We start from the raw sequence: 17,959 nt of genomic DNA, 5'->3' as shown, positions 1-17,959 counted from the left end.
ACCAGGGGTGGGTCGAGGCGGCGGTGGGGCTTGGTGACGGCGAGCTGCTCGGCGCGGTCGAGGACGTCTTCGGTGATGGCGGTGACGAGCGGCGAGATGGTGGAGTGGGCGCTGTCCTTACCGAGGAGGTAGAGGGTGCCGTCGGCGTTGAGCAGGTGCTCGATGTCGGTGGCGTGGTCGGGGTCGATGTCGACGGCGTCGATGACGGGTTGGTGGGCGAAGGCGGCCAAGGCGTTGCCGAGGGTGGAGCGGGTGTTGCCGACGGCGCGTTCGTCGCCGGTGGTGGCGTCGAGGAGGCTTTCGGCCCACTCCGGTCCTGCGCCGGGGTGGTGGTGGAGGATCTGGCGGGGCGCGGGGTCGTCGGGGCGTTTGGACCAGCGCAGGACGTCGCGCCAGGAGGCGCCGTCGAGGGCGGCGGCGTGGATGAGGCAGGAGAGCCAGGTGCCGGCGAGGTGGCGGTAGTGAGCGGCGCCTTCGTCCTGGGCGCCGGATGCGCGGGTTCGGGTGCCGGCGATGAAGGCTCGGCCGCGGAGTTCGGCGGTGAGGGTGTCCTGGGCGCCGTGGATGGGTGACCAGCGCAGGGGTTCCTGGCCGGGGACGAGGTCCTGGGGGTCGAGGACGGCGACGGGACCGCGCCGGCGGCGGGCGCCAAGGGTGAGTTCGAGCAGGTCGGGCTTGGTGGAGGTCGCGAGGGCGGGTCCTGGGACGTCGCGGAGGAGACGGGCGAGGAAGCGGAAGGTCTTGCCGGAGCCCATCGGGCCGATGACGCGGAGGGCCTGGTCGTAGGGCGAGTAGAGCGGCATCCGTCCGCAGGCGGGCCGGGTGGCGTGGCCGAGGAAGTAGCCGAAGTCGGTGGCCACGGTCATTCGGGTGTCCGTGGGGGTGGGACGAGGAGGCCTGGGCGGACCTGGGTGCCGGCTCGGCGGACGGCGGCTTCGGAGAGGTGGTCGTGGAGTTGTTCGGGGGTGGCGAAGCCGGCGTGCGGGGCAGTGGGGCGGACGCCGGCGGTGAGGTGGCGGGCCAGTCGGCCACGCAGGTAAGCCGTGCCGCAGACCGCGGCCAGGGCGAGGAGGACGGCGGCGATGGTGGCGAGGGCGTTCACGCGGTCTCCGTTGGGTGGGGGCGGCCGGTCATGGCCTGGTCGGTGTCGGTGATCTCGATCTCCAGGGGTGTGCGGAAGTGTTGGACCATGCGGGCGGGTTCGTGGCCGATGCGCAGCACATGGACGCCTTGGGCGAGGGCGCCGAGTTGGGTACTGAGCGAGGACGGGAGTCGGAACTGGCGCAGAGCCTGGGCGGCGTCGTCCTCGCGGGACTGGCGGTAGACGTGCACGAGGCCGGCCTCGCGGACGAGGGACATGGCGTCGGAGTCCTCGCGGATGTCGCTGAGGTGGTGGATGACGGTGACGAAGGACAGGCCAATGCCGCGCCCGCGTTTGGCGAGGGAGCGCAGCACGGAGGCGACCTTGTCGAGGCGGGCGGTGTGGTAGCCCTCCTCCAGGACGATGAGGCGTTGGCCGTCGCGGTGTGCCCAGACTGCGGAGAGGAAGGTGGCGACCAGGGCCATCACCAGGGAGAGGGCGGGTGAGTCCTCGGGGAGGGCGGAGGTGTCGAAGACGATGAGGGGCGCGGTGAGGTCGAGGTCGTCGCTGGTTGCCTGGTCGATGAGGCCGGACAGGTCGCCGGTGATGAAGCGTTCGAGGTCCAGGGCCAGGTCCAGCCCCCAGGTGATGACGTCGGGGCGGGTGACGAGGCCCTCGTCGCGCAGGTGGGGCCGGGGAATGGTGTCGGGTGCGGGGTCGTAGAGGGCGGTGACGACGTCGTGGAGGGTGGCGATGCGGCCGGCGGCGCGGGCCCGTTGCAGGGCGGTGGCGTGTGCGGTGCGCAGGGCGTAGCGCTGGCGTGAGGTGAGCGTCCGCTCGTGGGCGTGCTCGGCGACCATCAGCAGCAGCCGGTCCTGGCCGACGCGGCCGTCGCCTCCGGACTCGGAGGTGGTGGAGATGCGGGGGTCGAGGAGGTTGATGGCGGTGCCGCCGGTCCTGGCGAACCGCACCGGGGTGACGCCGCACTCGGCCGCGGCTCGTTCGTACTCGCCGTGGCCCTGCTGGTTCTTGCGGTCCAGGACGACGACCTGTTTGCCGCAGGCAACCTGGCGGACGCAGTACTGGGTCTTGACCAGGGACGACTTGCCCGAAGAGATGTCGCCGAGGACCAGGACGTTGGGGCTGGTGATCCTGCCCTGGTAGTAGAGGGCATGCGGGTCGGTGGTGATGGGCTGGCCGGTCGCGAGGTCGATGCCGGTGATGGGGCCGGCGAGCGCGGGGTGGGTGGCGACGACGGCGGGATTCAGCGCGGCGGCCTGCCGGGTGGAGGTGAAGATGGTCTCCTGCTCCAGCTCCGCGCGCCCGAGGAGTTGGCGGAGACGGCCCCGGGGGCGCGGCGGGGTGGGTGTGGTCGTGCTCATGCGGTGATGCCTCTCGCCAGGGGCAGGGTGGTCAGAAGCGCCTGGTGGTGGCGGTAGGTGTGCCACCGCAGCCGCGTCACTCCGCCGCTCTCCGCCGCGGCGGTCACGCGAAGCCGTGCGGCAGCGAGTTCCTGCGGGGCGGGAGCGGAGACGTGAACGCGGACGGCCGGGTGAGCGCCGCCGACGACCGGGGTGAGGAGATCGTCCAGGACGCGGCGCGAAGACGACATGGATGCCTCGCTCACGCCGGTCGAGACCTGACCGCGGCGACGTTCCCCGTGCCGGTCGGCGGTGTCGTAGGTCAACGCCAACCGGGCCTTCTCCCGCGCCGACACCTTCGGCACCAGACGCCACTGGACCTGGACGGTGCGGATCGTCGCCGGGTGGACGCCGGTGACCAGGTGCTCCATCCACCGGGCGTTGACCGGTTGGAGCGGCCAGGCGTCGCGCGGCACGGACGCGACCGCGTGGTACCAGGGGCGCGACGACCCCGCCGTTCGCGCCCAGTCCCTGCCGGGGACGCGGGTCTGGGCCCAGCCGTCGGCGACCGAGTCGACGCCGTCGAGGTCGTCGATGTCCCGGTCGGGGTCGTGGAGATGCCGGATCAGCGCCCCGAGTCGGCGCGGCCCGAGAACGGCGCGCAGCGGGTGACCGGCACGGCCCACTCGACCGACCACGTCACCCAGCACGGCGAACGTCTCGGCGCACAACGCGTCCAGATCCCCCGCCTCCGTCAGTCGCCCGGCGAGCTGGTCCAACGGCATACGCACGGTGGCGAAGCTGCGGTACTCCTCGGTGTTGCCGGCCGCGTAGCCAGCCAGTTGCCGCATGGACCGGCGCAGGCGCGGCGGGACGTCGGCGGTGAGGAGGCAGGCCAGGTGTGTGCGGTAGGCCTCCGGCTGGACGGGCAGAACGCGGGTGCAGAGGTCGAGTTGATCCACAGGCACGTTCGCTCCGGACAGGCCGCCGAGGAGGCGTTCGAAGAGGTAGCCGGCGGTGTTGACGACCCGGATGGGCAGGAGGCCGTCCCCGCCTCCGGCGATCTCGAAGGTCGCGGTCAGGTGGCCGCCGGCCCACGATCGATGCCGCATGTCGCGGTGGTGGATCAGCGCCATCGGTGAACCCGGTGCCGCGGGCGGGGCGTAGGCGAGCACCCGCACCTCCCCCAGCTCGGGCGGCAGCGAGAGTCCGGGAACGAAGTCCGGCCGCTCCCGCCTCCCGCCGGCGAATCGCCAATGAGCCTGGTCCACCAGGCCGGCGCCCCAGGAGTCGCCCTCTGCGGTGCGGCGCCGCGCCACCAGCCAGCCGCCCGAGCCGCCCACCAGACCGAGGACAAGGACGACGACGGACTGGGTGGAGACGAGCAGCAGCAGCCACACCAGGAGGTAGAGCGCGAGCAGGGTGAGTTGCAGCGGGGTGACGGCGCCGAAGAGCGAGCGTCGTCGTGTCTCGCCGCCCAGCACGTAAGTCCGCTCTGTACTGCTCACTCTTCGTCCCTCGTTTCCTGGGAATCCGGGCCGTCGGCGGCGTCGGATTGGCGGGCCGGCGGGATGGCTGGGGCGGCCGTGCTGTGTTCGGCGTCGGGCTTGCCGTCGTCGCCCGCGACATCGGGCGTGGCCGGGTCGGCGCCCCTTGGTCGGCTGTCGTCGGTGCCGTCGTCCTCGCCGGGCTCGTGCGCGTCGCTTGACGCCGTGGCGTCGTGGTCGGGGGCTCCGACCGTCGTGGGCTGGCCGAAGTCGGATGCGCCGCGATCGGCTGACCCCGAGCCGCGCGCGGAGTCGGGGCCGTCGTCGTCGGCATCGGGTGACGGAGGACCGCCCCCACCGGTCGTGTTCCGGGTGCCGACTCGGCTCATCCGAGCTTCGAAGCGCTCCGCGAGGCCGGCCATCATCTCGCCGCCGGAGGGGTGGACGACCGCGCCCCGCACCTGCGGTTCCATGCCGGACACCCCCGGAGCGGCCATCGACATCAGCCACATGACGACGGCCGGGAACGCGTCGATCATGAACAGCCCGACGACGAGGAACAGCAGGATGGTGAGCCCGTCGTCCTCGGGGTGGTCGCTCATGAGCGAGTCGAACGCCGCCCAGATCGTGTTGAAGAAGAAGTAGATGAAGGCGGGCAGCAGCATCAGGCCGGCGATGAGCGCTGACAGGCGCCGCAGCGCGCCGGACCACGGCGGGTAGACCCACGCCACCAGCGCGAGCGGCACCAGCAGGGAACCCAGGTGCAGGCCCCATTGGGCGATGGCCATCTCGATCAACGTCACCAGGCCCAGGCACAGGATGCAGAGGAAGAGGATGAGCGCCAGCACCGTGCCGCCGAAGACGCCCCAGTCGCCCGCCGTGTCGATGATCAGCTGCATCAGCCGCTCGACCGCGCTGCCGGCGTGGGCCGTGCCCTCGTCGGCGAAGAAGCGCGCCAGGTCGTTGGCGGCGAGCTGCAACTCCAGCAGGGCAAGCGGGCCGGCGGAGATCAGCGGCACGACGAACACGAGTCGCCAACCGGACTGGCGGAAGAGGTCGACGGCGTTGAGCGAGCCGCCGGACGCGGCCAGTTGAGAGGTGATCCAGACGAGCAGGAGGGCGAGCACGATCAGCGAGAGGCCGAAGCTGGTGGCGTACTGCGATGCCCACCAGGCCTGGTCGAAGGCCGGCCTGGTGGCTCTCTCGCCGAGTTCCTGGATGTAGGCGAGCAGGGTGACCGTGGACTCGGCCATGCCCGTGACCCACTCCTCGATGAAGTTGTCGGGCACGAGGTCGTCGAGGGTGCCGGTGACGGCCTCGACCTTGTCGCGGTGTACGTCGCCCAGGTACTCGTAGACGCGGTTGACGCCGGGGATGTCGTTGAGTGTCGAGCAGGCCCACTCGCCGAGTAGCGCGTCTTCGCACTCGTCTCCGCCGGCCGCCACGGCTGCGTTCGCGCAACTCCCCCAGAGCGACAGGGCCAGGAGGACGCCGATGACCACCTGCCGCCAACGGGTCGCGGTCAGCGCCCCGTTCACCGCGGTGCCGCCGATTCGGCCTCGGCCGGACGGCGCTCGCTCGCGTCGGCGAAGGCGAGCCAGCCCGCGCCCAACAACGCCGCGCGCTCGGCCAGGGTGGTGGCCGGCTCGCCCTCGTCGGGCGGCGTGACGGGTTCGTCGAACGGGCCCCGAGCCAACTCGTCGACCCGCCAGTCGTTCTCGTGCCAGCGCAGCGCCATGCGACCCATCTGCCAGCGTGTCTGGACGTGGAGTGCCTGCCCGGCCTCGTCCACCGTGCCCAGGAGGCACGGCATCCAGTAGTCGACCTCCGCCCGCCCCGCCTCGAAGTCCTCGACGCGGTAGGCGCCCAGCTCCGGGTGACACCGAGAGGTGAACCGCACGCCCGGGACCGCCTCACCGGTCACGTCCAAGATTTCACCCGTCTCGGCCAGCCGGTAATTGGCACGGAAGGCGACGGCGTCCGTGTCCAGCCGCCGCTTCGGCGGTGGATCCGTCATCGCGTCCCGGACGTAGGCCCAACGCTCGGCGGCCGGCATCCGGTGCAGGTCGTAGACGGAGGCGACGAAGGCGGCCCCCGCTTCGACGGCGCCCGCCTCCGAGGGTGGGAAGCCACGCGGCAGGCCGGCGACGCTCCGGGTGGCCAGCACGGCGGCCCCGGTCGCGCTGCCTCGCTTGATCTCCACGGCGGATCGCCTCGCCGACGCCTCACCGGTGGGCTTCGTTTTCCCGTCGTCGGCGTCTGGCCCTGGGCCCGACCGGAAGGTGAGCAGGGCCAGCACGAGCAGCAGTCCGCCGCCCGCCGCCATGGCCAGGGCCCAGCCGCGCCGTCTCGACGGCCGCGGCTTCCTTCGCCGGCCGCCGCCAGGCCGTCCGGTGGGCTGGTAGTCGATACGCACGTTCACCGATATCCGCCCCGGCTCTCAGGCACTGACCAGAATCGCGTACACGACAGGAAGCGAGGCCATGCCGATCGTCGCGGCGGCCACGCGAACCAGTTCTCCCCTGGTCTCGTCAAGGTCGCCGCCGATCCCCTGTCGCTTGGCCTTCGCGGCCCGGGCGATGGCCTCGACGAGGAAGTAGGCGCAGACGAAGAAGCCGATGAGCCAGGCGAGGCCGAGGAACATGCCGAACTTGGACTCCAGCAACGGCGCGAAGGGCCCGAAGCTGGGGCTGACGCCGTCGAACGGGTTGAACTCCTGAGCGAGGTACGTCACGGTTCAGCTCTCCCGTGCCGGGGACAGGGTGGTCGCCATCGCGGCGCAGGCGTGGAGCCAGGCGGTGTGCGTCACGGCCGAAAGCCGCGTGTAGTCGATCTGGCCGCCGCCGACGAGACCCGGCTCGAAGGGAATGGGCATGGCGACGCCGCAGCGTTCGGCGAAGGTCTCCATCAGGAACCGCCGCAGCCCGAGATCGATGGTCGGCGCGGGCGAGCACACCAGGGCCACGCTCCGCCGCTTCAACGCGCCGGCCTCGAGGACGTGTCGTTCCAGGGCGTCCGCCATCCAGAGGGCGGAGGAGGCGGTGTCCTCGCGCACGGTGGTCGTGATGACGAGGAGATCCGCGTGCCTTGCCGCCGCGAGCCAGTTGGGCGCCCGCAGGTTGTTTCCCGAGTCGACGAGGACCAGGCGGTAGTAGCGGCGGAACAGCTCGTGGAGCCGGTCGAAGGACTCGGCGTCGAGCTGGCCGGTGATCTCGGGCCGTTCGTCGCTGGCCAGGACGTCGAAGTGGGCAGGACCCTGGCCTCGGGTGAACATGCCGAGGTCACCGAGCCGTGCCGCCGGCCCTTCGAAAAGATCGAGGTGGTCGAGGAGTTCGCGTGCGGTGTTGGCGTGCCCGGCGGGCAGAGCCCGTTCGCCCAGGGTCCCGCGGGCCTCGCTGTTGTCGATCGCCACGACGCCGCCCCCGCGGTGGACGCCGAACGTCCGGCCGGCCATCAGCGTGGCCGTCGTCTTGAACGCTCCGCCCTTGGGGTTGACGAAGACGATGGTGCGCGGGCCGCCGAAGGTCATCTGCACCGCGCGCAACGCCGCGTTCCAGCCCTGCTCGGCCGCGCTCACCCGAGGGGACACGCGGCCGCCGGTCCAGCGGTGGATCCGACCGCGCCAGCCCCACTGAGGGGCGGCCGGCCTGGTGTGCTGGCGCAGCGACGCGGTGAAGTCCGCGTGACTGGGCGGTGGTTCCTGAGGGGGCTCGTGGTTCTGCGTCGTCGCCGTGCCGGAGTCGCGCTCGGCAGCCGGCGTGACCTCTTCCGCCGGCCGCCTACCGGAAGGGGCCATACGGTTCGCGGCCGAGGAACGGAACGACTCAGCGGTCAAGGGCTCTTCGGATGAACGAGTGCTCATGGTGTCGTCCTCGCCGCTCACGTCGCCGAACCTGACGTCGCGGGGTCGCCCCAGGCCGTGAACGGAGGGACGCGGAAGACGCGGTCGGCGAGGCGCAGTTCCTGGGCCGTGCTCGGGATGGTCCCGCTGTTCTCCAGGGGCGTGGGCCCCGCGTCCGAGCTGACCTTGACCAGCTTCCAGTCGTCCGCCTGCCAGCGCAGGACGACCGTGTAGGTGGTCCACGTCGCCGCCACCGACGTACCTTCGCTCGCCTCAGGGACGCCGACGAGCTCGGTCAACCACACCTGGATCTTGGCCGCTTCGTCCGTGTAGCCGACCGTCCTGGTGCCCAGGGCAGCGGCGCGGGCCACCAGCGAGTCCGCGGTCTCCTGGGTGAGGCCGTGGGAGTCGAGCAGGCGACGAGTGGCCAGCTCCTCCTTGAGGAACAGCGCCTCGACCGTCTCGGAGGCCGTGATGGCGTCGATCACGCCGACGCGTACCTGGGTGTCGGTGCGGTAGGCCTTCGACGAGCGGACGAGCTGGTAGTTGACGGCGGCCTGGACCGCGCCGGCCTCGGAGCGCGGATATCCGACCGGGACGCCGTTGACCAACCGCACCACGTCCGCGTTGCGCCCTTCCGGCTCGGCCGCGCTGGCCGTCTCCCCCCTCTCGTCCGGAAACGGGCTCAGCGCCAGGGCCAGCATCAGCGCGACGGCACAGCCGGCTCCGAGAGCAGCGGCACCCCAGCACCGCTGCCGTCCACTGAGTCGCGGCATCTCAGAGCCCCCCGTCCAAGGGGCACGGGGCCGTTACCGCGAGGCGGTGTGTCACCAACATTCCGCTCCTCTCTCATGCGGGATGCCACGGTCCGAGGCCGGCTCAGCACCCGCAAGCCATGAAGATCCACGACTGACAACACATGTTTATGGCATCGATGCGTCCATGGCATCCCGCGCCCCGCCGGCGAGCTTGCGCTGAAGGTTGAGGGAAAGACCACGTCAATGCGCTATAAGTGCGTGCCGAGCAGTGCGACTCCTACACCGGCAATTCAGCCAATCGGCCCACGGCGCCTCATCGTCGCACCGTGGCAGCGATGCTCTACTGGTCTCGTCATTCACGTTCGTTTATTCTCGCGAGACAGGAGCCCCCGTGCGCCGGACCGTCATCGCACTCATGGGCGCGCTCCTGGCCCTGCTGCTCGTCTGCCTGCTCCTGATCGCCGGAAGCACCGACGCCTCGAGCACCGCGGCGGGGTGTGCACCCAGCCGTCAGTCCGAAGGCGCGGCCGACGGCGGACGATGGAGCCCGGAGCAGACACGCAACGCCACGACGATCACCGAGATCGCCCGGGCTCGTTCCCTGTCACAGCGCGCGGCCGTGATCGCCGTGGCCGTGGCCATCCAGGAGTCCAGCCTCGTCAACCTCGCGCACGGCGACCGCGACTCGGTCGGGCTCTTCCAGCAACGCCCGAGCCAGGGCTGGGGAACCAGGGAACAACTGACCGATCCGCCCTACGCGGCCGGCCGCTTCTACGACGCGCTGCTCGCCGTCGACGGCTGGGAAACCCGCCCGTTGGCCGACGTTGCCCAGGCCGTGCAGCGCAGCGCTTACCCCGAGGCCTACGCTCGATGGGAGGAGCCCGCAGGCGCACTGGTGTCCGCAGCATGGAGCGCCGGCGCCACGACGACCACCGCGACGGCATGCACTGACTACGGCGCGGACGCCGCGGTCGACTTCGATGTCGAGAACCCCCGTACCCCTGCCCAGGCGATCGCCGCGGCGCGGCGGGCCGTCGGCCAGACGGGCTGGTACCGCCGATGCGACGCGTTCGTGGCCCAGGCGTACGGATATCTCAACAGCGGCTCCCGCACGGCCAACGAGCACTGGGCGAGGCTGCGCGACGCCGGCCTCACCCATCCCGGCGATCACTCGCCGCCGCCCGGCGCACTGCTGTTCTACGACACCGGGCAGGCCGCCGGCCACGTCACGCTCTACCTCGGCGACGACCAGGTCGCCAGCAACGACATCCTCGACGCCTTCGAGGGCCAAGGCCGTATCGCCCTCGTCAACCGCGACGACCTCACCGCGGGCCGCTGGCGCCTGCACTACCGCGGCTGGGCGGCGCCGAGCTTCCCCGGCGCGGGCGGTCGAAGCACCATCTGAGGCGCCGCGCGCCTGCGAACCGACCTCGCCCGGGCGACACACGATGTCGACAGCGCCCGGCGGTCCCCTCACCGCGGTGGGCGCCGATAGGCTCCGCCCCGTATCGAGGCCCATCGCGGCAGGGCCAGAAAGGAGGCGACGTTGGCGAGCGTGAGGAGCAGGGGTACTCGCGACAGATCGCGCACATTGGCGGAGAAGCTGCAGTGGCTCAGGGAGACGAAGACGCCGAAGGGCGAGCAGCCACCGTCGTACGACATGACAGCGCGGCAGATCACCGAGCTCACGGGAATCTCCATCTCTGGTCCGTATTTCTGGGAGCTGGTCACGGGGCGGACGACCAATCCGAAACTCCACCATCTCCAAGCTCTCGCGCAGTTCTTCAACGTGCCCGTCGCATATCTGGCTGAGCCCGCTGCCGAAGTCAGCTCGCTTGAGTCCGAGATGGAACTCCTTCACGCACTGAAAAGCGGCGAAGCGTCCGGCATTGGATCTCAGCGGAGCGCGGGGGCCGCCGAAGAATGCGCCGCCCTCCAAAGTCTTCTCGGGAAGCTTCAGCTCCTCCAGAGCCTTGGCGACGAAGAGGTTCTGGAACTGGCCGTCCGATTGCGGGGACTCGACTCCGGCGAGCGAAGAGTCCTCGATGAGGCGGCCGGTGACGCTGCCCTCCTTGGTGCCCTGCGCTCCGACCGGGTACGGGGCGTCGCGCTAGGAGTCTCCCAACTGTCCGAGGACAGCCAGCAGGCCATCCTTGGCCTCGTCGAGCATCTCCACCGCGTTGAGAATCCCGGCCGGGGATAGTTCACAGTCGTCCGCCGCCAGGGGGCCAAGTCCCAGAGCGTCCGCGATGAGTTTCGGCGACAGGTGCGGCATCAGCCAGCACGCCTCCTCCAACGTCTCGCGACACGCGACGGCCTCGCCTGCTCCGGACCGTGCGGCGCCGTTCTCCCGACCAACGGCCGTTGCCACACGATCCGGCTGATGCGGCAGGAGAAAGACCGCTCCGCTCTCCGTCCCCAGGCGAACAAACGGACCTCCGCGAGATTTCGCTCGTAGCACGAAGTCATCTCGGGCCGCCGCACGGTTCCAGGAACCGGAGGTCACCTCACGCACATCAGCAGTCATTCCACCGCCCCGCCATTCACTCTGTTCCCGAAACCCGACTTCTCTTGACGCCTTTATTACCCACTCCACGGCAGCATGTCAACGCACGGACCTGGCCGTTCGACCGTAGAATCTCCCTCTCTCGCCTGACGAGAAATCCCTACACAACCTCCCAGTCGGCTTTCTCGCGTGGCGAGAAAAGACGTCAACCTAGCGAAGAACGCCGGCAGCGCACCATCTACGGGCCTCTAATCTGTGGGGAACAGGCAATCTGCCCCGTGTTCCTGGGAGAAGAAATGCGCGCGATCGTCATGAAGGAGTTCGGCGGCCCCGAGGTGCTCCAGTGCACCGACGTCCCGGATCCGGAGCCACGTGGAGCCCACCATCTGCTCGACGTGACCCGCGCGGGCGTGAACTTCGCGGACGTCCATGTCCGCAACAACACCTACCTCGCACCGGTGACGCTGCCCTACACCCCCGGGAACGAAGTGGTCGGAAGTACCGCCGACGGACAACGGTTCCTGAGCCTCACTCGCGGCGGCGGCTACGCCGAACAGGCCCTAGTCCACCGACGCGTCGCCTGGGCGATCCCCGACGACATCACCGACGACCAGGCCATCTGCCTCGGCCTCCAGGGGCAGTCGGCCTGGCACCTCCTCTTCACCACCGCGCGGATCACCGCCGGCGAGACCGTGGTCATCCCGGCCGCCGGCGGCGGACTCGGCTCCCTCGCCGTCCAGTTGGCGAAGCGCGCCGGCGCCAAGGTCATCGCCCTCGCCAGTACGGAGGAGAAGCGGCAGCTCGCCCTCGACCTCGGCGCCGACGCCGCCGTGGACTCGACCTCGGACAGCCTGACGGAACAGATCGTCGAGGCGGCCGGCGGACCCGTCCAGGTCGCGCTGGAGATGACCGGCGGCCCTGTCCTGCACGCGATTCTCGCCGTCCTGGCGCCGCGCGGTCGACTCGCCCTCTACGGCTACGCCTCCGGCGACATGACCGACCTCCCCGGGCGTCTCCTGATGGAGAAGTCCATCGCCGTCTCCGGCTTCTGGCTCCCCCACCTCTACAGCGACCGCACCGCGCTGCCAGCGAGCATGGCCGCGCTCTTCGGGGCCGTGCGAGCAGGCGAGGTGAGGCCCGTGCTGGGCGCCACCTTCCCGTTGGCCGACGCCGCCGCGGCCCACGAGACCCTGACTGCCCGCACCCACACGGGCAAGCTGGTCCTGGACACCACGCGATGACGTGCGGTTACATAGCAGTCACACCATGACGTCGGGGGTGTGCCGCCGAAGCGGCACGCCCCGGGCCCAGAGGGAGGGTGCGCCTGTGCACAGCCTTGGCGATCCCACCGCCGCACCGCCGACGTCGCGTTCCGGAGGCAGCGGACACGCCGAGCGCGTGTTCCGCGTCCAGCGGGCGTTCACGAACCTCGGCGGCGACATCCACGGCCCCGGGGAACTCGCCAGGGAATCCGGGCTCGATGACTCCGCCGTCTTCCGCATCCTCCAGTCGGGCGTCTACCAGGGCGTCTTCGAACGCGTAGGCCGCGGCCGATACCGGCTGGGCCGCAGCACCGCCCACCTGGCCATCCACGCCCTCGCCCACGTCCCCGACAACGCCTCCCACGAGATCCTCGAAGAGCTTCACGACGCCACCCGGGGCGGCCTCGTCATGCTCTACCTGCTGGCCCCCTTCGGCGGGGCGAAGCGCCAGTGCGTCGACATGGCGGTCGGTGACTCCGACCTCTCCGAGTACGGGCTCACCCCCCGAGAGGTCCTGTGCGTGACCCGCTCCCTGCGCACCGGCGCCAGCGGCCGCACCATCCTGGCCTACCTCCCGGAGCCGATCCAGCAGCGCGTCCTGGCCGAGCCGGTACCCGAAGGAGCCGGACCCGGCGCGATCCACGACAACGAGACGCTGCTCGCCTCCCTCGCGGACATCCGTGACCAGGGATACGCCATCGGCCTCCAGGAGTGCATGGCGGGCTGGAACAGCTGCGCAGCCCCCATCATGTGGCACGACTCGATCATCGGCGCCCTGCTGCTCCTGAAGCCCGCGGCCGTCATGCCCGAGCCGCCCAGCTCGACCATCGAAGCCACCAAGGCCGCGGCCGCGCGGCTGAGCCGGATCTCCAGCGTGCCGTGGGCCACGATGCGTTGACGCGGCGACCGCCGGTGCGAGTCCCAGGTACCGCTGCCGGCACCAAGGACGAACGCCGCAAGCGCCGGGGCAAATCAACGCTCGCGGATGCGCCACCACCACCAACGTCCGGCTGTCCACTCACTCTGCGGACCCGGATCAGGCAACGTACGCCTCTCATACTCGGCATCAATGCGCCCCACGAGCCGGCCCAAGTCCGCGCGGGCACCGACGGGCAGACGTCGCAGCACCTCCTCCAGGTCGTCGCGGGCGTCTTCGATCTCAAGCCCCGGCTGCCAGACCTCGGAGGCGTTCAGATAACGGCCTGGCTGCTGAAACGCGCGCTCGAACCGGGCCAACGACCTGGCGACGACATCCGACCGCCCCAGCTCGCACTCGACGCGCCGCACCGCGGCACGGGTGCGCGCTGAGACACCCCGTATACGACAGACCGGCACGTTTCGGGGAGGCCGCCACCGCTTATCGCGGACGGCCTTCGGCCGCCTACGCGGCATCGCTCCTTCGGATCGCCATGGCTGTCATGTTGCCACGCCATCCTCCTGAGGAGCACGCGGTTCGCTTCTGTGGGCCTTGACTGGGAGGATGACGGGTCCCGCCGAGGTCGAGAGGCCATCCGGATGCACTCGCCCGCCGACTACCTCGAACTGGCACGCGCCGCGAGCGATGGTTCCGTCCTTCGCCAACTCGCACGGCGCCCTCATCCCTTCGTCTGGCGTGCGGTAGCCGCCAATCCACACACCCCGGCCATCGTCCTCCTGGAACTGTGCGCAGCCCGTAGCACGGCATGGAGCGACAACGAGCTGCTCCACCTCCTCGCGCGGCATCCTCAAGCCGACCGCGCCGTGCTGTTGGCCGTACTCAACGCCGCAGCCGAGAAGCTCACGGAGGGAGAACGCCCCTATGCCGCCGTCCTCGCTCTGGCCGAGCGGATCGAACTCACGACGACCGAGGTGAGCCCGCTCGGCGCCCTTCCTGGCGCATCCGCGCGGCTACGTCGAGGGCTGGCCCATCGCCTGACCGCTCGGCCATGAGACGAGGGACAACCGATCCCCAACGTTCGCCGACCGCCCGTACCGATCCGAACCCCTTGAAGGCCGCTGGCTACGCTCCCGCAGGGCAGCCGACACCGGCCGAGAGGGGAAGGGCCGTGAGCCGACCGTTGCTCTTTCCCGACGGCCAGGGTTCAGCAGTCGTAGCGGTGGGTGTACGGGGTGTCCGGGCAGGTGCGGCAGATGAAGAAGTACACGCCGCCGAGGTCGCCCAGGGCCATTTCGTGTCCGAACGCGTCCAGGGCGACGGGATCGGCCTCAGCGAGCCAGGATGGAGCCGCAACCTGGTCCTGGTGGGAAGCCCAGTCGTCCAGGGGAAGCCAACGGCCCATGCCTGGTTCGGTCGCGGTGACACTCAGCAGGTGTTCCATGCGGGCGCCGCAGCCCGCGCAGTCGGGCCAGTCGGGTGCCTGAGTCCACCCCGGGTAGCCGCCGACTTTGCTCTGCTGCGTGGTGGCCACCTCGAAGTAGCCGTAGCCCCGTTCCTCCTGCATAGCCTCGAACCGCTCACTGAGCAGCAGGCCGAGTCCCTCCAAGTCCCAGTTCGGGTATTCCACAGCCGGAGTGGGGGAGATCATGCACGGGCGGGGCAGGAAGTCCTCGTCCGCTGTATGCGGACGCGGGGGATCCTCGGTAACCGCGCCGGCGGCCGTCAGCGCCGCGCTGCGCCAGTACAGCCGAGGGCTGGCCGCGTACTGACCGTCCTCATGAACAAGCGGGCACCACAGAACCTGCAACAGATCGGTGCCGGCGGGGAAGACGAGGCCCGGCACGTCCCGTGCGTACAACTGAACGACCGGGACCATCGCGACCGGCTCCGGACCAACGGGCAGGTCGAGCGGCTTGTAATGGTCCGGCTCAGCGCACATCGGCCAGGGCTCGTAGGCCGGCCATTGCAACGGCCCGCCGATGGAGCTATCACCCGGCCCTGGCTGCCCTGCCCGAGGGTAGAGGAGGGTGACCGCACGGGAAGTGCCGGTCAGCTCCGGAAAGGCTGCCTCGACATCGAAGGGAATCGGTGCCAACGACCGGGGCCCGGTCGTTCGGGCCCGGGCGGCGTCCTGCTGGGTGTGCCCTGACGGCATGGGGTCTCCCACTCCTGGTGGACGTACGCCGCGACCCTAGCCCCCGCCCCTGACAGCCGACGCTTGCCCCTCGTCGTGCAGGGCACAACCACGACCCCGGCGCTCGAAGCCGCCGCCCAGACCGACGAGGAAGCCGCACAGACACTCGCCGCTGCAGACGACGGCTCAACCGCCCCGAAGGCGTCCCCACCCGATGAGAAGCCCTCGAAGCTCTCATGAGCGACGCCGCCCACTGGCGGGTGGCTTCGTTGATCTTTAGGGACAGCGGTCATATCGACCGCTCCTGCGACCGAACACCGGTGACGTCCACGTGAGTATCGGCGACCTGGCTGCGACGAGCCGATCCGCACTACCCAAGTGCTCTCACCCGACCGGACGAACAAGGTCCGTAGTGATGAGCAAGTAACGCGGAGCTGTCGCACATTCCCGGCTCCGAGGGAGCCGGTGAGGGGGAGTTGCCCGCACTCGAGCGCGGCTAGGGAAGGGTGCTGAGGTAGTCGCTGAGGGTCTGGTCCAGGAAGCGGGCGTTGGCCTCGATGTCGTGAGTGAGGGTCAGTCCCTGGTGCAGGTGGGCACTGAGTTCGGCAGTGACGAGGTCGCGCGCGAGGTCGGTGCCGCCGAGGGGGACGCGGGCGAGTTCGAAGATGTCGGGGTAGCGGTCCTCGGTCTTCCCGGCGAGCCAGTCGGTGTCCTCGACGGGCCGGGCGGCGGCCGGGTTGGAGTGGGGCGCCCCTTCGTAGGTGAGGGTGGGGAAGAGCAGTGCGGTGACGGCACCGCGTTGGGAGAGGTCGATGCCGAACCAGTCGCTGAGCTGGTGGGGCCAGATCTGCGCCTTGAGTTCCCGCTTGCCGTCCCAGAGAGGTTCCCTGTCGCCGGCGCGCAGGGCTCGCGTGACGCGCGAGTCCTGGGTGGGGTGGAGCTGATCGCCGGCGTCGAGGCGCCCGCGCACGACATCGGTCCAGCCGAGTGCCCGAAGCAGCCCCAGGCCGACAGCGACTGCGGCCGGCCAGGGCAGCACCTGAAGGTGTCCAGAGTGGTGGTCGGGTCGGATGAAGACGCGGTCATTCGCCAGGAGTTGCCAGTGGGGTTGGCCGGCCAGGGCCAGGGCGGTGGTGGTCTTGCCGGCGCCCTTGTCGCCGAGGGTGAGGAAGGCACGGCCGTCGCGGGTGACGGCCGAGGCGTGCAGGAGACACCAGCCGGCGCGCAGGAGTCGGCCGCGGACGGTCTCGCGGGCGAGGCGTGCGGTCGCCGTGGCGACGGGCTCGGTGGCGCAGCCGATGATGTTCAGGGTCCTGCCGTGTTCCGAGGAGCGGTAGGCACGGTAGGCGAGGCGTTGGCCGGGTGAGACGGCGAGGATCGTGCCGTCGGTCTGGTGGGTGACCAGCATCGGTTCCCGCGCGTACGAGGCGGTGTGGTGGGGCTCCAGGCCGACGCGGTCGGCCAGCTCCTGGTACTGGGCGGTGTCGATGTGTGCGGTGACGGCGAGTTCTTCTCTGAACTAACGAGAGCGTCCCGTGATCAGGTGACGGGACGATCAGTCCTGAGGGAACCGGTGTGGGGCCGGAGAACGGTGGCGAACGGCGCGGGTGTTAGTTTCCTTCCCGTGTTAGGACACCAGGAGGAGACGAGGGCGGCCTATGACGGGGTCGTCGATCTGTACGCGTCGATGTTCGCCAATGGGCTGGAGACGCACCCGTTCGCGCGGAACATGATCAGCACTTTCGCCGAGCTCGTGCGTGGCACGGGGAACCTGCGGGTAGCCGACGTCGGGTGCGGCCCCGGTCATGTGACGGCGATGCTGCATGACTTGGGGCTGGACGCCTTCGGGCTCGACCTCTCCCCGGCGATGGTCGCCCACGCCCGGCGGGCCCATCCGGCGCTGCGGTTCGATGAGGCGCGGATGGAGGCCCTGCCGGTTGAGGACGGTGCGCTCGGCGGAGTGCTGGCCCACTACTCGATGATCCATACCCCACCTGGAGAATTGCCCGCGCTGCTCGCCGAGCAGGTGCGTGTCCTGGCACCAGGGGGTCTGCTCTTGGTGTCCTTCTTCGGGACCGAGGGACCGGAGCCCGTCCGCTTCGACCACAAGGTGACGCCCGCCTATAGCTGGCCGGCGGACCGGTTCGCCGAGCTGCTCGCCGAGGCCGGACTCGTCACGTTCGCCCGGCTGCTCCACGACCCAGCGTCCGAGCGGGGCTTCCTCGACACCCATTTGCTGGCCCGCCGCCCGTAGGGCGTGGCTCGTGGCCTGGATCGGGGTGGTGTAGATCATCCGCGTGGATGAGGCTCGACTAACTTGAAGGTCCTCTTGCTGTACTGATTCGTGTCGCGATCTGGCTGAAGCGCGGCATGCCGAGATCGATCACTTGGCGTTGACGGACTTGCTCTGCATCGAGCTGGGTGAGCTTCTCCTCTGCGCTGGCGAGGCTGACTTGGAGTCCTTCGATCTCACCGAGCCATCCCTCCTGTTCGGCTTCGGTGATTCGGGCGATCAGGTTGTCGCGAATCTCGACGAGGCGGTGTCTCTGAGCCGGATCCGGTCGGAGCATGGAGCATCGAATACAAGCTTCTCTGAACTAGCTAGTGCCGTGTCAGGCGACGTTCGTCCTGGTGACGATCCCGCGTAGGCGC

Annotated in this window: 18 protein-coding genes and 1 pseudogene; 6 read left to right on the top strand and 13 right to left on the bottom strand. The window is 70.1% G+C overall.

Going from position 1 to position 17,959, the window contains the following annotated elements; all coding sequences use genetic code 11:
* The 9 genes and pseudogenes from E1265_RS07195 to E1265_RS07155 all read right to left on the bottom strand — a co-directional run.
* Positions 1-866: pseudogene (locus E1265_RS07195) on the bottom strand (conjugal transfer protein TraG); the annotation flags it as partial.
* A complete protein-coding gene (locus E1265_RS07190; protein ID WP_132929381.1) occupies positions 863-1,102 on the bottom strand; it encodes a hypothetical protein in 240 nt (79 codons plus the stop codon). The pseudogene E1265_RS07195 and the gene E1265_RS07190, both read right to left, overlap by 4 nt.
* The gene (locus E1265_RS07185) at positions 1,099-2,463 is read right to left on the bottom strand and encodes a hypothetical protein (protein ID WP_132929380.1); all 1,365 of its coding nucleotides are present in this window, start codon (positions 2,461-2,463) and stop codon (positions 1,099-1,101) included. The genes E1265_RS07190 and E1265_RS07185 overlap by 4 nt, the downstream gene beginning before the upstream one ends.
* Positions 2,460-3,950, bottom strand: a complete 1,491-nt coding sequence (locus tag E1265_RS07180; RefSeq protein ID WP_132929379.1) for a hypothetical protein — start codon at positions 3,948-3,950, stop codon at positions 2,460-2,462. Before E1265_RS07180 ends, E1265_RS07185 begins: the two co-directional genes overlap by 4 nt.
* Complete coding sequence (locus tag E1265_RS07175) at positions 3,947-5,467, bottom strand: hypothetical protein (protein ID WP_132929378.1); 1,521 nt, start codon at positions 5,465-5,467, stop codon at positions 3,947-3,949. Before E1265_RS07175 ends, E1265_RS07180 begins: the two co-directional genes overlap by 4 nt.
* Entirely contained in the window at positions 5,464-6,351 is an 888-nt protein-coding gene (locus E1265_RS07170; RefSeq protein WP_132929377.1) for a hypothetical protein, read from the bottom strand. The genes E1265_RS07175 and E1265_RS07170 overlap by 4 nt, the downstream gene beginning before the upstream one ends.
* A gap of 18 nt (positions 6,352-6,369) precedes the next feature.
* Positions 6,370-6,663 carry a hypothetical protein gene (locus E1265_RS07165; protein ID WP_132929376.1) on the bottom strand — a complete coding sequence of 98 codons (294 nt, stop codon included), beginning with the start codon at positions 6,661-6,663 and terminating at the stop codon, positions 6,370-6,372.
* 3 nt (positions 6,664-6,666) lie between these two features.
* The gene (locus tag E1265_RS07160; RefSeq protein WP_165953675.1) at positions 6,667-7,518 is read right to left on the bottom strand and encodes a cobalamin biosynthesis protein CobQ; all 852 of its coding nucleotides are present in this window, start codon (positions 7,516-7,518) and stop codon (positions 6,667-6,669) included.
* Between the two features lie 290 nt (positions 7,519-7,808).
* Positions 7,809-8,474 (bottom strand): hypothetical protein, encoded by a 666-nt coding sequence (locus E1265_RS07155; protein WP_132929374.1) that lies wholly within the window; start codon positions 8,472-8,474, stop codon positions 7,809-7,811.
* A gap of 445 nt (positions 8,475-8,919) precedes the next feature.
* On the opposite strand from E1265_RS07155, the gene E1265_RS38715 reads away from it, so the two are divergent.
* The 4 genes from E1265_RS38715 (at position 8,920) to E1265_RS07130 (ending at position 13,194) form a co-directional block, all read left to right on the top strand.
* The gene (locus E1265_RS38715) at positions 8,920-9,933 is read left to right on the top strand and encodes a C40 family peptidase (protein ID WP_243740591.1); all 1,014 of its coding nucleotides are present in this window, start codon (positions 8,920-8,922) and stop codon (positions 9,931-9,933) included.
* A gap of 186 nt (positions 9,934-10,119) precedes the next feature.
* Positions 10,120-10,731, top strand: coding sequence for a hypothetical protein (locus E1265_RS07140; protein ID WP_132929373.1), 612 nt, complete (start codon positions 10,120-10,122; stop codon positions 10,729-10,731).
* Between the two features lie 599 nt (positions 10,732-11,330).
* Positions 11,331-12,275 (top strand): zinc-binding dehydrogenase, encoded by a 945-nt coding sequence (locus E1265_RS07135; RefSeq protein ID WP_132929372.1) that lies wholly within the window; start codon positions 11,331-11,333, stop codon positions 12,273-12,275.
* A 157-nt stretch (positions 12,276-12,432) separates the two neighbouring features.
* Positions 12,433-13,194, top strand: coding sequence for an IclR family transcriptional regulator C-terminal domain-containing protein (locus E1265_RS07130; RefSeq protein ID WP_243740590.1), 762 nt, complete (start codon positions 12,433-12,435; stop codon positions 13,192-13,194).
* 74 nt (positions 13,195-13,268) lie between these two features.
* On the opposite strand, the gene E1265_RS07125 is transcribed toward E1265_RS07130, so the two are convergent.
* Complete coding sequence (locus tag E1265_RS07125; RefSeq protein ID WP_132929370.1) at positions 13,269-13,583, bottom strand: hypothetical protein; 315 nt, start codon at positions 13,581-13,583, stop codon at positions 13,269-13,271.
* Positions 13,584-13,811: 228 nt separating this feature from the next.
* On the opposite strand from E1265_RS07125, the gene E1265_RS07120 reads away from it, so the two are divergent.
* A complete protein-coding gene (locus E1265_RS07120) occupies positions 13,812-14,225 on the top strand; it encodes a hypothetical protein (protein WP_132929369.1) in 414 nt (137 codons plus the stop codon).
* A gap of 152 nt (positions 14,226-14,377) precedes the next feature.
* Here the strand turns inward: E1265_RS07120 and E1265_RS07115 are convergent, their stop codons facing one another.
* Entirely contained in the window at positions 14,378-15,328 is a 951-nt protein-coding gene (locus E1265_RS07115; protein ID WP_243740589.1) for a hypothetical protein, read from the bottom strand.
* 475 nt (positions 15,329-15,803) lie between these two features.
* The gene (locus tag E1265_RS07110; protein WP_132929368.1) at positions 15,804-16,715 is read right to left on the bottom strand and encodes a hypothetical protein; all 912 of its coding nucleotides are present in this window, start codon (positions 16,713-16,715) and stop codon (positions 15,804-15,806) included.
* Positions 16,716-16,931: 216 nt separating this feature from the next.
* On the opposite strand from E1265_RS07110, the gene E1265_RS07105 reads away from it, so the two are divergent.
* Positions 16,932-17,561 carry a class I SAM-dependent methyltransferase gene (locus tag E1265_RS07105; protein WP_132929367.1) on the top strand — a complete coding sequence of 210 codons (630 nt, stop codon included), beginning with the start codon at positions 16,932-16,934 and terminating at the stop codon, positions 17,559-17,561.
* A gap of 58 nt (positions 17,562-17,619) precedes the next feature.
* Here the strand turns inward: E1265_RS07105 and E1265_RS36895 are convergent, their stop codons facing one another.
* Complete coding sequence (locus tag E1265_RS36895; protein ID WP_165953674.1) at positions 17,620-17,877, bottom strand: hypothetical protein; 258 nt, start codon at positions 17,875-17,877, stop codon at positions 17,620-17,622.
* Between the last annotated feature and the right edge of the window lie 82 nt (positions 17,878-17,959).

The sequence above is a fragment of the Streptomyces sp. 8K308 genome (assembly GCF_004348315.1).
Taxonomy (GTDB): domain Bacteria; phylum Actinomycetota; class Actinomycetes; order Streptomycetales; family Streptomycetaceae; genus Streptomyces.
This window is presented reverse-complemented; position numbering and strand designations above follow the sequence as displayed.